The organism is Oscillochloris sp. ZM17-4, from assembly GCF_019599295.1.
GTDB lineage: Bacteria > Chloroflexota > Chloroflexia > Chloroflexales > Chloroflexaceae > Oscillochloris.
The window spans coordinates 32,345-45,310 of the sequence record NZ_JAIEWN010000014.1; the positions used below are offsets into that span (position 1 = coordinate 32,345).

12 protein-coding genes are annotated in these 12,966 nt (G+C 68.7%); 10 read left to right on the forward strand and 2 right to left on the reverse strand.

All coding sequences use genetic code 11. The features are described from left to right. On the forward strand, positions 1–359 hold a 359-nt coding region (locus K2Z83_RS12385; protein ID WP_220595497.1), incomplete at its 5' end, for a FixH family protein. Positions 360–405: 46 nt separating this feature from the next. On the opposite strand, the gene K2Z83_RS12390 is transcribed toward K2Z83_RS12385, so the two are convergent. Continuing rightward, complete coding sequence (locus K2Z83_RS12390; RefSeq protein WP_220595498.1) at positions 406–792, reverse strand: VOC family protein; 387 nt, start codon at positions 790–792, stop codon at positions 406–408. Positions 793–1,068: 276 nt separating this feature from the next. Between K2Z83_RS12390 and K2Z83_RS12395 the strand changes: the two genes are divergently transcribed. The 9 genes from K2Z83_RS12395 (at position 1,069) to K2Z83_RS12435 (ending at position 12,149) form a co-directional block, all read left to right on the forward strand. Then, entirely contained in the window at positions 1,069–2,355 is a 1,287-nt protein-coding gene (locus K2Z83_RS12395) for a citrate synthase (protein WP_220595499.1), read from the forward strand. Positions 2,356–2,543: 188 nt separating this feature from the next. After that, positions 2,544–3,773 (forward strand): L,D-transpeptidase family protein, encoded by a 1,230-nt coding sequence (locus tag K2Z83_RS12400; protein ID WP_220595500.1) that lies wholly within the window; start codon positions 2,544–2,546, stop codon positions 3,771–3,773. A gap of 101 nt (positions 3,774–3,874) precedes the next feature. Beyond that, on the forward strand, positions 3,875–5,941 hold the full coding sequence (locus tag K2Z83_RS12405; RefSeq protein ID WP_220595501.1) for a serine carboxypeptidase: 2,067 nt from the start codon (positions 3,875–3,877) through the stop codon (positions 5,939–5,941). 76 nt (positions 5,942–6,017) lie between these two features. Continuing rightward, on the forward strand, positions 6,018–6,404 hold the full coding sequence (locus K2Z83_RS12410) for an alpha/beta hydrolase (RefSeq protein ID WP_255603838.1): 387 nt from the start codon (positions 6,018–6,020) through the stop codon (positions 6,402–6,404). A gap of 294 nt (positions 6,405–6,698) precedes the next feature. Further along, a complete protein-coding gene (locus K2Z83_RS12415) occupies positions 6,699–7,337 on the forward strand; it encodes a redox-sensing transcriptional repressor Rex (protein WP_220595502.1) in 639 nt (212 codons plus the stop codon). A 69-nt stretch (positions 7,338–7,406) separates the two neighbouring features. Further along, positions 7,407–10,034 carry a M4 family metallopeptidase gene (locus K2Z83_RS12420; protein WP_220595503.1) on the forward strand — a complete coding sequence of 876 codons (2,628 nt, stop codon included), beginning with the start codon at positions 7,407–7,409 and terminating at the stop codon, positions 10,032–10,034. A gap of 104 nt (positions 10,035–10,138) precedes the next feature. Beyond that, positions 10,139–11,080: a PrsW family intramembrane metalloprotease gene (locus tag K2Z83_RS12425; protein WP_220595504.1), complete on the forward strand. Its 942-nt coding sequence runs from the start codon at positions 10,139–10,141 to the stop codon at positions 11,078–11,080. Continuing rightward, entirely contained in the window at positions 11,077–11,676 is a 600-nt protein-coding gene (locus tag K2Z83_RS12430; protein ID WP_220595505.1) for a hypothetical protein, read from the forward strand. The genes K2Z83_RS12425 and K2Z83_RS12430 overlap by 4 nt, the downstream gene beginning before the upstream one ends. Then, entirely contained in the window at positions 11,673–12,149 is a 477-nt protein-coding gene (locus K2Z83_RS12435) for a protealysin inhibitor emfourin (protein WP_220595506.1), read from the forward strand. The genes K2Z83_RS12430 and K2Z83_RS12435 overlap by 4 nt, the downstream gene beginning before the upstream one ends. A 45-nt stretch (positions 12,150–12,194) precedes the next feature. On the opposite strand, the gene K2Z83_RS12440 is transcribed toward K2Z83_RS12435, so the two are convergent. Beyond that, on the reverse strand, positions 12,195–12,887 hold the full coding sequence (locus tag K2Z83_RS12440) for a hypothetical protein (RefSeq protein WP_220595507.1): 693 nt from the start codon (positions 12,885–12,887) through the stop codon (positions 12,195–12,197). Positions 12,888–12,966: the final 79 nt, after the last annotated feature.

The window sequence follows — 12,966 nt, forward strand, 5'->3', positions numbered from 1 at the left end:
CCCCAGGGCCGACGCGCACCCCCGTGCCCAGCCTGCCCTTCGACGCGGCCCAGGCCGCCGGCGACCTGCGCGTGCGCCTCCAGGTGGACCCCGCCAGCATCGGCGACGACCGCTTCCGCGTGACGGTGACGGATCAGGCCGGGGCACCGGTGGAGACGCAGCGGGTGCGGCTGACCTTCGAGATGCGAGAGATGGACATGGGCGAGAACCAGCTCATCGCCACACCGGCGGCCCAGGCCAGCTACGAGGTCAGCGGCGCGCCCATGAGCATGGTCGGCGAATGGCAGATCACCGTGACCGTGCGCCGCGCCGGGGTGCGCGATGTGGACGTTGTGTTCACCGTGCCGGTGGGAGAGTAGGGGCGCAGTAGTCGCCTGCCGCAAGCGGCAGGCGACTGCTGCGCCCCTACATGGCCGCGAATAAATCGATATGCAGCCCGTCGGGGTCGGCGACCTGGGCGTAGCGCTGGCCCCAGAAGGCGTCCCACGGCTCCTTGACGCCCGCGTAGCCGGCGGCGGTGATCTGCGCGTAGCGCGCGTCCACATCTGCGGGGCCGTCGCACTTGAAGGCCAGCCCGACGCGGCTGCCCGTCGGGGCGGCCCACGCGGGGTTGATCGAGCGCATCAGGGCCTCGGTGTCCCATGCGATGCGGTAGCCGTTGGGTGTGATCACCTCTACGTGGGCCTCGCCCTCGACGCCCTCAGGCACGGACAGGCCGAGCATGCGGTAGAAGCGCAGCGCGGCGGCCATATCGCTCACCACGATGCCGATCATATCGGGCTGGATCGCCATAGCGCCCTCCATCTGTGAGTTGCGGCTTGCAGGTTGAGCCGATCATGTGGGTCGGTTGGTTCGACAGTTCCATTATAGCTCAGGCGTGCGGGGACACAAGCCCGCCCTGGTGGAGTTGTTTGTTACTCGTGAGTGTATACACTAAGATAGGACCGCGGCTCGTATTAGGGGCGCAGCAGGCGGCGACTTCGGGTATACTGACGCACGAACCCGGTGCCCGCCCCCCCTCCCCAACGTTTGTGACCTCTGTCATAGAAGATAGAAGGAGCATGCCCCATGGGCAACAACACGCTGACTGTCACCGACAACCGTACGGGCAAGACCTACGAGCTGCCGATCGAAGATGGCACCATCCGGGCCATCGATCTGCGGAAGATCAAGGCAGGTGCAGACGACTTCGGGCTCATGTCCTATGACCCGGCCTATATGAACACGGCCGAGTGCAAGAGCACCATCACCTATATCGACGGCGATAAGGGCATCCTGGAGTACCGAGGCTATCCGATCGAGCAGCTGGCCGAGCACAGCACCTACCTGGAGGTCGCCTACCTGCTGATCTATGGAGATCTGCCCACCAAGGAGCGACTGGACTGGTGGACCAACCGGATCAAGCGGCACACCTTCATCCACAACAACCTGATCGAGGTGATCCAGTCGTTCCGCTACGACGCCCACCCGATGGGCGTTCTGATCAGCTCGGTCTCGGCGATGTCCACCCTCTTCCCCGAGGCCAAGGATGTCGAGAACCCCACAGTTCGCGAGAAGCAGATCTGGCGCATCCTCGGCCAGATTCCCACCATCGCGGCCTTCGCCTACCGGCACCGCATCGGCCGGCCCTTCAACCAGCCCGATAACTCGCTCAGCTACACCGCCAACCTGCTCTACATGATGGACTACATGCACCAGCGGGACTATGAGGTGAACCCGGTGCTGGCCAAGGCCCTCGACGTGCTCTTCATCCTCCACGCAGACCACGAGCAGAACTGCTCGACGGCGACCATGCGCGGCGTCGGGTCGAGCCGGGTCGACCCCTACTCCTCGCTGTCGGCGGCGGTGGCGGCGCTGTACGGCCCGCTCCACGGCGGGGCCAACGAGGCGGTCATCCACATGCTCCAGCATATCGGCAGCGTGAAGAACGTCCCGGCCTTCATCGAGCGGGTGAAGAAGGGCGAGGGACGCCTGATGGGATTCGGCCACCGCGTCTACAAGAACTACGACCCGCGGGCCAAGATCATCCGCAAGGTGGCCTACGAGGTCTTCGAGGCGACCGAGAGCAACCCGCTGCTGGAGATCGCGGTCGAGCTGGAGCGGATCGCCCTCCAGGACGACTACTTCATCTCACGGAAGCTCTACCCGAACGTCGACTTCTACAGCGGCCTGATCTACCAGGCCCTGGGCTTCCCGATCGAGTACTTCTCCTTCCTGTTCGCCATCCCGCGCGCCGCCGGCTGGCTGACCCAGTGGGTCGAGATGCTCAACGACGACGAGCAGAAGATCATGCGCCCGCGCCAGATCTACCTCGGCGCGAGCCGGCGCGACTACGTGCCGCTCGACAAGCGGTAGGACGCGAAGCAACGCTCTCCTATGAAAACTCATGCTGCTGCGGCGCGGCTACGCCGCGCCGCAGCAGCATGAGCGCGGTATGTTCTGCTGAGGACATATATAACCAAATCTCAAGGGACTTCATGCTCGTAGTAATGGCGGCGTGGCCTATAATAAGGTCAGGACGCACACTACTCACTGAGGTTCCTATGCCCCCTCGCCGACTGATCACCGCCGCAGCCCTGCTTTTGCTCGCCCTCATCGCCGGCGCGGCGACGCTCTGGCAGCGCCCGGCCCAGGCCCGCGTGACCGACGCCGACTTCGCCGCGCCGATGAGCGCCCGCGACGCGCAGGCTGCCGTGGACGCGGCCCAGGCGCTCCAGCAGGCCCAGCGCCAGGAGATCGGCCGGCAGCTTGGCACGATCAACCCCGCGCGGCTGCCGCTCACCCCCACCGTCTACTTCACCGAGACCGGGCACCACCTGAGCAACCGCAGCGGATTCCTGAACTTCTGGCGGGCCAATGGCCAGAAGCTGATCTTCGGCTACCCGATCACCGAGGAGATCGTCGAGGGCGGGCGGATCGTCCAGTACTTTGAGCGCGCCCGCTTCGAGCTTCACCCCGAGACGCCCGCCAACCCGGTGCAGCTTGGCCTGGTCGGCAGCGAGCTGGTGGCGGCGACAGGGCTGGCCCCCGAGCTGCTGGCCGGCGTCGACGACCCGCAGAGCGGCGCGAGCTACTTCCCTGAGACGCGCCACAGCCTGGGCGGCGAGATCGGCTGGTACTGGGGGCGCCACGGCGGAATCGGCATCTTCGGCCTCCCGATCAGCGAGCCGCTGCTGGAGGACGGGCGCAGCGTGCAGTACTTCGAGCGCGCCCGCCTGGAGTGGTGGCCCGAGGATATGGACTCCTTCTTCCGCAGCGCGGAGCAGAGCAACGGCTTCAACCTAAACACGCTCTTTGAGGTGCGGGCGAGCGACGTGGGCCGGCGGCTGGCCGCCGTCCGCGGGATCGATGTCGCCGCGGCCGAGCAGCTCCCCGGCACCGCCGCCTGGAGCCCGGCCATCTGGCAGCGCCACATCGACGTGGACCTCTCGGCCCAGCAGCTGGTCGCCTACGAGGGCGACCTGGCCGTCTGGCACGCGCCGGTGGCCACCGGCCGCGACGGCTTCAACACGCCCACCGGCGAGTTCGCGATCTACTACCGCCTGCCCATGCAGGATATGACCGGCAGCATCGGCGGCGAGAGCTGGTACGTGCCGCACATCCCCTGGGTGCAGTATATCGTCGGCGGCGTGGCCTTCCACGGCACCTACTGGCACAACGCCCACGGCACCGGCGTGCGCATGTCGCACGGCTGCGTCAACCTGCGCATCGACGACGCCCAGTGGCTCTATGAGTGGGCTGATATCGGCACGACGGTGACTATCCATTATTAGGGGTTGGGGGTTGGGAGTTGGGGGCCGCCCCCCAACCCCCAACCCCCAATATGCTATACTCTGCCCTGTCACCTTATAGCATCGGCGACAGGAGCAGGCGTATGAAACGTGTTGTCAGCATCAGCCTGGGCTCATCGGCCCGCGACTACCGGTTCACGGCGACGATCCTCGGGCGAGGCGTCGAGATCCAGCGCGTCGGCACCGACGGCGATATCGCCCGCGCCGGCGAGCTGATCCGTGAGTATGACGGCAAGGTGGACGCGATCGGGCTGGGCGGGCTGACGCCGGTGTTCCGCGTGGGCGCGGCGCGCTACCCCCACCACGAGGCCATCCACCTCGCCAGCCAGGCCCGCCGCACCCCGGTGGTGGACGGCGGCGTGCTGAAGAGCACGCTGGAGCGCTGGGCGATCGCCCAGGCCGCCCGCACGATCCCCGACCTCTTCAGCTATAAGCGCATCCTGCTCACCAGCGGCATCGAGCGCTACCAGATGGCCGCCGCCCTGGCCCAGCACGAGGCCGAGCTGCGCTTCGCCGACCCGATCATCCACAGCGGGCTGCGCTTCCTGCCGCCGCCGCGCAGCCTGGCCCAGCTGGAGCTCTACGCCGCCACCACCCTGCCGATCACCGCCCTGCTGCCCTACCGCCTGCTCCACCCCGTCGCCTACGGACAGGAGGGCCACGACCCGCGCGCCGAGGGGCTCTTCGACTGGGCCCAGGTGATCGCCGGCGACTTCTCCTTCATCCGCCGCTTCGCCCCCGCCAGCCTCAAGGGCAGGTCGATCGTCACCGACGACCCCTCGCCCGAGGAGATCGAGGACCTGCGCCGGCGCGGGGTGACGACCCTGGTGACGATGCACCCGCCCCTGGTCGACGCCGAGGGCAACCCCTGCCCGCGGCCCTTCGTCGCCACCGATGTGCTTGAGGCGATCGTCGCCGCCATCCAGGAGAGCAGCCGCCAGCCCGGCGAGGCCGAGGCCCTCGACTTCATCGCCGCCGCCGGCTGGGGGCCGACGGTGCAGAACCTCAACCCCCGCCCGAGGCCGAAGTTCGCCTTCGTCATCCACCCCCTGCGCACCAGCCATATATCCAAAAACCCGAGCTTCCGCTGGACGCGCCACATGCCCCAGCGCCTGGTCGAGCTGGTGGCCGCCCATATGCCGCCGCTCTACCTCTCGAAGATCCGCGGCATCCGCTCCACCGCCACCGGCGAGGAGACCGAGGGCATCCTGCTGACCCTGGGCACCACCCCGCGCGAGATGATGCGCCGCCCGCCGGCCTTCACCTACCGCCGGCTGATCCGGGCCTCACGCATGGCTGAGCGCATGGGCGCGCACCTGATGGGCCTCGGCGCCTTCACCTCGGTCGTCGGCGACGCCGGGCTCACCGTGGCCCAGAAGTCGAACATCGGCATCACCTCGGGCAACTCGCTCACCGTCGCCGCCACCCTGGAGGCGGCCAAGCAGGCCGTCATGCTGATGAAGGGCGGCCGGCCCGAGCACGTCCGCGCGGTGGTGATCGGGGCTACCGGCTCGATCGGCGCGGTCTGCGCGCGCCTGCTGGCCCAGGCTGTGCGCGACGTGGTGCTGATCGCGCCGCGCGCCGAGCGCCTGCTGGCCCTCAAGCAACAGATCGAGCAGGAGACCCCCGGCGCCCGCGTGATCGCCGCCACCCACCCCGACGCCTACGTGGGCGACGCCGACCTGATCATCACCACCACCAGCGCGCTCACCGGCAAGGTGATCAATGTGGACAAGCTCAAGCCCGGCGCCGTCGTCTGCGATGTGGCCCGCCCCCCCGATGTGAAGGAGGAGGACGCCGCCCGGCGCCCCGATGTGCTGATCGTCGAGAGCGGCGAGATCATGCTGCCCGGCGAGCCCGACTTCGGCTTCGATATCGATATGCCCCCCGGCACCGCCTACGCCTGCCTCTCCGAGACGGCCCTGCTGGCCATGGACGGCAAGTACGGCGACTACACCCTGGGCCGCAACATCGAGATGGAGCGGGTCAAGGAGATGTACCGGCTCTGGCAGAAGCACGGCCTGAAGCTGGCCGGCCTGCGCTCCTTCGGGATCTACGTCACCGATGAGATGATCGCCGAGAAGCGCCGCCTGGCCGATGAGCGCCGCAAGCAGCTTGGCCTGCCGGCCGAGCACCCCGTCGCCGGGTAGGGACGCCCCCGGTGGGGGTGGTTGGCGGCGTACGCCGCCAACCACCCGATAACGTGGGGCAAGGGGCACCGCCACGATGATCGAGTTAGAGCATCTCGTCGTCCGCCCGGCGCACCGGGCATACGACACCCCCATCCTGCTCATCCACGGGGCGTGGCACGGGGCCTGGTGCTGGGAGCCGGCCATGGCCGACCTGGCGGCGCGCGGCTTCGTGTGCCACGCGGTCAGCCTGCGCGGCCACGGCGGCAGCCCGCGCCCGCCGGGCTTCGCCCGCAGCACGGTCGTCCAGTACGCCGGCGATGTGCGCGCCGCGATCGCCGCCGCCGGCCCGCGCCCGCTGGTGGTGGCCCACAGCCTGGGCGGCTACCTGCTCCAGCTGATCATGACCGGCGCCGTCGGGCCGGCCCCCGAGCTGGCCGGCGCCGTGCTGCTCTGTAGCTCGCCGCCCAGCCTGCGCAGCTAACGCTGGCCATGTTGGCCAAAACAACAAGAAATTCCGGGGTGCCAGGGCTTACGTTGATGCGTATGGGGCTGTGCCCCAGACCCTGCTTTTTGTTGGGTTTGGGCGGCGAAGCCGCCCCGCATCCCCACCGGGAGGTGACGTTGCATCAGCCTTGCGCAAGTAAGGCCGCAGCGTGCTGCGTTGCTCCTCACGCCCCACTAAAGGTGAGAGGAATCACCCCTCTTTAGCTTGACATAGCTCAAAACTTAGTGCTACACTTCACGAAATGCGTCGCAATTTCTCTGGAGGCCTGCCGTGGAACGCCTTGATGATCCGCCGGATGTCGTGATCCGCCGGCTTCCGCTCTATGCACGGAGCCTGCGCTACCTGCTTGATGAGGGGATCCACTCCGTCTCCTCGCAAGAGCTCGGCGAGCGCATTAACGTCACTGCCGCCCAGATCCGTAAAGATCTCTCGTACTTTGGCGAGTTCGGCAAGCAGGGGATCGGCTACGATGTCGAGAAGCTGCTGAACCATATTGAGCGCATCCTCGGGCTTACCCAGAGCTGGCCGGTGGTGCTCGTCGGCGTCGGCTACCTCGGGCAGGCCATCGCCCGCTACGATGGGTTTCACTCTCAGGGACTCCAGATCATTGGTCTCTTTGATACGGACCCGCAGAAGGTTGGCCAGGCTGTCGCCGGCGTCGAGATCTCCGACTACGCCCATATGTCTGAGGTGATCCGCGGGAAGGGCGCGCGGCTGGCGATTATCGCCGTGCCCGCCGCCGATGCGCAGCCGGTCGCCGATATCCTGATCGATGCTGGCATCCGCGCCATCCTCTGCTACGCGCCGATCATCCTTCAGACCCCCGAGCACGTCTGGGTGCGCTATATCGACCCGGTTGCGGTGCTGCATAGCATGACCTACTACCTCGCCCGCGAGCATCTGGCCTGATGGGTGATCCGTGATCCGTGACCAGGCTGCGACACGCATCACCCATCACCCATCACCCATCACGAACCAATGAAGCGTAGCGCGCCTCTGAGGCTGACGCCTCTGCCGATCCTCCTGCTCGCCCTGGCCTATCTGGCCGCCTCTGCGCCGCTGCTATTGTCGCCATCCTCCGCCCGCAGCCTGCGCCTCACGCCACCGCTCATCACGCCCGCCGCCGCCCAGGCGCCGCTGGTGGGCGATGTGTCGCCCGCTGCGGCCTTCGCCTCGCTCCAGGCTCAGTCCGCGCAGCCCCTCGCGGTGCGCTGGGACGAGCGCAGCGGCATCCCCGCCTTCCTCAGCGCCGCCAACCCGGCCGGCCGCCTGCACTACCGGCCCACCGCGGCCGAGATCGGCAACCCGCTGGCGATCGCCCGCGGCTTCCTCGACGCGAACCGCGCCCTCTTCGGCCTCCGCGCCGCCGCCGATGACCTCGGCCTGCTGCGGGTCGAGCCCGACCTCCAGCGCGGCTTCGCCCACGTCCGCCTCGACCAGCGCTACGCCGGGCTGCCGGTCCTCGGCCACCAGCTCGTGGTCCACCTCGACCCGGATGGCCAGGTGGTTGCGGTGAACGGCGAGTTTGCGCCCGCCCTCCAGCTCGTCACCGCCGCGACGATCAGCGCCGCAGATGCCGAGGCCGCCGCCCTGGCGAACCTGACCGCCGAGCAGCTCGCGCCCGGCGACGCGGCCAGCGCCCAGGTCACGCCCCTGCCCGAGGAGACCCGGCTGGCGATCTCTGTGGATGACCAGGGCCAGGCCAGCCTGGTCTGGGAGGTGATGCTGCTCACCGAGCGCCCGCTCAGCCAGTGGCGCTTCTTCGTCAACGCCGGGCGGCCCGTGGTCGTCCATGCGATCGACGAGGTGATGCCGATCAAGCGGCGGCGCACCTACAGCGCCCGCAACGGCACCAGCATCCCTGGGCGTCTGCTGGTCGATGAGGGCGAGCGCAGCCGCGACGCCGTCGCCCAGGCCGCCCACGATGGCGCCGGCGTGGTCTACGACTACTACATGAAGACCTTTCAGCGGGACGCCTACGACGGCCAGGGCAGCCCCATGATCTCGACGGTCCACTACGGCAGCGACCCGGAGGACGCCGAGAACGCGGCCTGGGTCGGCGAGTACAGCCAGATGATCTATGGTGACGGCGGCAAGATCTTTAAGCCGCTGCCCTATGGCCTCGATGTGGTCGGCCATGAGTTCACCCACGGCGTGATCGAGAGCAGCGCCGGCCTGATCTACGAGAAGCAGCCCGGGGCGCTTAACGAGTCCTACGCCGATGTCTTCGGTGCCCTGATCGACCGCGGCAACTGGACGATCGGCGAGCAGGTGGTGAAGTCTCCGCCCTACCCGGTGCCCTACCTGCGCAGTATGCAGGACCCGAACGCCGGCGGGCGCTATGACAAGGGCGACCCGCTGTCGAGCGTGGGCCAGCCGGCCTCGATGAAGGAGTACGCCAACCTGCCTAACTCGCGCCGATCCGATAACGGCGGCGTGCATGTGAACAGCGGCATCCCCAACCGCGCCGCCTATCTGGTGGCCCAGGCCCTCGGCCCCGAGAAGATGGAGCAGATCTACTACCGCACGCTCACCCAGTACCTCTCGCCCTCCGCCGACTTTAAGGACGCCGCCGACGCCACCGCCCAGGCCGCCGCAGACCTCTACGGCAACGCCGAGGTGGCCGCCGTGCGCGCCGCCTTCGCCCAGGTCGGCATCACCACCAGCGCCGCCCCCTCCGCGCCGCCCCCCGTCGCGCCCGGCAGCGACCTGCCCTCGGGCGGGCCGAGCGCCCCGCCGCCGGTCGAGGCTCTGCCCGCCGGCTGCACCGATGTGATCGTCAACGGCGATTTCGAGCAGGACGGCGGCTGGACGCAGGTCTCACGCGGGGACGCGGCCCTGATCGACACCCAGCTGCCGCGCAGCGGCAAGCGCAGCGCCTGGCTCGGCGGCACCGACCAGGAGCCGCTCCAGTATATCTACCAGGACGTGCGGCTGCCGGCCAACGCCACCAGCGCCCAGCTCAGCTACGCCCGCCTGGTCCACGAGGAGTTCAGCGGCCTGCTTGGGCTGCTCGCCGACGACGCGAAGTTTAGCGTCGCCCTAGCCGGCCCCAGCGGCGATATCCTCGCAACGGTTGAGGAGATCCCCTCCTCGGCGGGCGACGACACATGGAGCGAGCAGAGCGCCGACCTCTCGGCCTACGCCGGCAAGACGGTGCGCCTGGCCTTCGCCGCCGAGAACCCGCGCGGCAATATATCGAGCATGTTTGTGGACGAGGTGAAGCTGGTGGTCTGCACCACCGGTCAGGCCCCCTCCGCGCCGCCCACCAGCAGCAGCGACCTCGTCTACATTAGGGGCGCGATCACCGATGCCGACACCCACCGGGGCGTGGCCGGGGCGCAGTTCTTCGTGATCAAGACCGGTGTCACCGCCAGCCAGGCCGCCGCCGACGATAATCTTACCGCCGACGAGATCCTGACCCTGGGCACCACCGACGACAGCGGGGTCTTCCGCACCAGCGCGGCCATCCCGCGCGGCCAGTCCTACAGCGTGATCGTCTTCGCCCGCGGCTACCGGCCCATCCTGGCCGACGGGCAGGTGGCCGTCCCGGCCAACGCGAGTAACCCGCACCGCGTCGACGCCGAGATCCGTAAGAGCCGGTAAATGCCGCGTAACCCATGTAGGGCCGAAGCATTGGCCACGCATGTACTCCGTTGAACGAGATCCGTAACGGGCCAATGCTTCGGCCCTACCAGGGAATGTAATCCATGGAGCGCGATAATCTCACGTGCTGTATCTGCGACGAGCCGCTGCGGCCGCCGCACCATATTCTGGGCGGGCGGGCCTACTGCGACCGCCACTTCGCCCTGGTCAACAAGCCCCACCCAGGCTTCTGGCGGGCCGGCCTCGTCCAGATCGTCGTCACCGGGCTGCTGAGCGCCCTGGTGGCCCTGCTCGCTGGCCAGGTCGGCTCGCTGGAGGGGGCGGCCCTACTGACGGCAGGCGTGGTCATGGCGATCGTGCCCTCGGCGATCTGGCTGGTCTTCTTCTACCGTCAGGACCGGCTGGAGCCGGAGCCCAAGCACAGCGTGGCCGCCGTCTTCTTCCTGGCTCTCATCCTGGCCGACGTGCTCGGCCGGCGCATGATCGACGACTGGTTCCACGTCCGGCTGTGGGCCTCGGCGAGCAGCGGCACCTCCCTGGCCGCGTCCATCCTGATCGCCGGGGTCATCTGGCAGGCGATCGCCTACCTCGCCGTGCGACTGGCGGTCTACGCCACGCCCGAGTTTGACGAGCGCATGGACGGGATCGTCTACGGGACGGTGGCCGGGCTGGGGGTTGCCACCCTGCTGAACCTGCGCTACGTGCTGGACAACGGCGGCGTGGCCCTCGGGCCGGGGGTGATCAATGTGGTCACGACCGCCCTGGCCCAGGCCTCGTTCGGCGGCCTGATGGGCTACTTCATGGCCGAGGCCAAGTTCACCCACCGGCCGGCCTGGTGGGTGCCGCTGGGCTTCGCCCTGGCCGCCGCGCTCAACGGCCTGTTCAGCTGGCTGATCGGCGAGGTCAGCGCCGCCGGGCTGGGCGTCGAGTACTGGCGCTCGCTGCTGCTGGGCCTGGCCGTGGCCCTGGCCGCCTTCTTCACCCTGGTGGCCCTCATGCGCCGCAGCACTGAGGTGACGCTGCGCCAGACCGGGAGGCCCTCGTGACCGCCAGCGAACCATCTGTCTACCGCCTGCGCACGCTGCCCAAGGATCTGGGCGTGGCCCTCGTCGTGGCCGTCGCCCTGGGGCTCGGCTGGCTGCTGATGGCGCAGACCGAGGGGCGCACCCGCGCCTACGCCGAGCCCGGCGGCGGCATCAGCCTGGCCTACCCGGCCACCTGGATCGGCGTCGACTCGCTCCAGGACCTGCTGCTGAAGGTCGAGGACCCGCAGACCGCCGCGGCCTTCAAGACGACCCTCAGCGTCGAGCGGCGCGATCTGGACCCGGCCGACCCGCCGACGCTCCAGACCCTGCTCGACCGGCGGGTGGAGGAGCGCGGCCAGATCGCCGGCTACCACCTGCTGTCCGACGGCGAGGCGATCCTGGCCGGCCAGCGAGCCATCCTGCTGGAGTACGCCTATGTCGTCCAGCCGATCGACACGCCCCGGCGGGCCTCGCTGCCGGTGGTCGTCCACGCCCGCGAGTACCTGGTGATCACCAGCGACCGCTCGTACTACATCGCCCTCGCCGCGCCCGAGGAATCCTTCGGCTCGGCGAGCGCCGCGTTCGAGCGGATTGTGAGGAGCATCGCGCTGCCATGAGCGACCCGAACCAGCCAGATGCGCAGATGAGCTTCTCGCTCGGCGGCCTCGGCGCGGGCGAGTACGACACCGACCTGCATCAGCCCGCGCCCAACGACGCTGATGAGCGGCTGGAGCTGCCGCGCGGCGCGCTGATCGCCTTCCGCCGCAGCGGCGGGCTGCGCTTCACCACGCGGGAGATCACCGTCTACCGCGACGGCCGGGTGATACGCGAGGGCGGCGCGGCGCGGCCAGCCCACCTGCGCGACGACCAGCTGGCTCAGCTCGCCCACATGGCCCTGCGCGCCCGCCTCGCCCGCCACGGCGCCGCAGGAACCCGCCAGACCCCCGACGGCTACGCCTACGAGGTCGCCGCACGGATCGGCCGGCGCGTGCGCCGCGCCGAGGTTCAGGACGGCGCCATCCCCGCCGAGCTCGCCCCGCTGATCAGGGCGCTGGTGCGGCTGTTGGGGCGCAGCAGCATGATCGGGTGACGCGCTTAGCGCGTCACCCGATCATGCTGCTGCGCCCCTGCTACGCTACGCCGTGGGCGGCTTGAGGTACTGGCGATCTATAGGCAGCGAGTCCGCCCCGCTCGACCTGCCGCTCTCATCGCGGATGCCGTAGCTCACAAAGAGCAGCTCTAGCATCGCGTGGAGCTCGCTACACAGCTCCTCAAAGACTGCCGAGAGCAGGTCGGGGTCGTAGAGCGCGTCATCGATGCTCCAGACCCGCTGGGCGGAGAGGCTCTCGATGCGCGGCAGCTGCCCGACCAGGAAGAGCAGCTGGCTGGTCACGCGCACCATATCGTCGGGGTCGGCGAGCGCCTCGTGGATCTCCTGGATGGAGCGGGCCAGCACGGGCAGCGCGCTCACATCGCGCTGCTGCTCGTCTCGCAGCGGGATGTGATAGGTCACCTCGACATCGAGCGATGGGCCGCTGCGGGCATGGGCGAAGAGCCGCTCGTCGACGAAGCGCTCGATGTTGTCGAGCGAGTCGGCGCCGCGCAGTGAGAAGACGGTGAACTCGGGCGACCAGCGGAAGGCCACCACGGCCCGCAGCGCGGGCTCCTGGGGGCTGTGGTCATCCTCGATGCCGTCTGGGAGGCAGGTGATGCTGAGGCTTCGGCCCAGGGCGTGGGTGTCGATCAGCTCCTGGGTGTAGGCAATATTCAGTCCGGCCTGCTCGATGCTCGTCAGCAGAATCGAGACAAAGTTCTCGTAGGTGAGCATGAACCTCCCCTTGCATGCTTAGTGTCCTCCCATTATAGCACCGAGACTCCCCTGGGCGCGACGCGCCTCGCCCCAGGCC

Bases quoted from the DNA above. Each gene is read 5' to 3' on its own strand.
- K2Z83_RS12390 (WP_220595498.1), bottom strand. From the start codon at position 792: ATGGCGATCCAGCCCGATATGATCGGCATCGTGGTGAGCGATATGGCC.
- K2Z83_RS12395 (WP_220595499.1), top strand. From the start codon at position 1,069: ATGGGCAACAACACGCTGACTGTCACCGACAACCGTACGGGCAAGACC.
- K2Z83_RS12400 (WP_220595500.1), top strand. From the start codon at position 2,544: ATGCCCCCTCGCCGACTGATCACCGCCGCAGCCCTGCTTTTGCTCGCC.
- K2Z83_RS12405 (WP_220595501.1), top strand. From the start codon at position 3,875: ATGAAACGTGTTGTCAGCATCAGCCTGGGCTCATCGGCCCGCGACTAC.
- K2Z83_RS12410 (WP_255603838.1), top strand. From the start codon at position 6,018: ATGATCGAGTTAGAGCATCTCGTCGTCCGCCCGGCGCACCGGGCATAC.
- K2Z83_RS12420 (WP_220595503.1), top strand. From the start codon at position 7,407: ATGAAGCGTAGCGCGCCTCTGAGGCTGACGCCTCTGCCGATCCTCCTG.
- K2Z83_RS12425 (WP_220595504.1), top strand. From the start codon at position 10,139: ATGGAGCGCGATAATCTCACGTGCTGTATCTGCGACGAGCCGCTGCGG.
- K2Z83_RS12435 (WP_220595506.1), top strand. From the start codon at position 11,673: ATGAGCGACCCGAACCAGCCAGATGCGCAGATGAGCTTCTCGCTCGGC.
- K2Z83_RS12440 (WP_220595507.1), bottom strand. From the start codon at position 12,887: ATGCTCACCTACGAGAACTTTGTCTCGATTCTGCTGACGAGCATCGAG.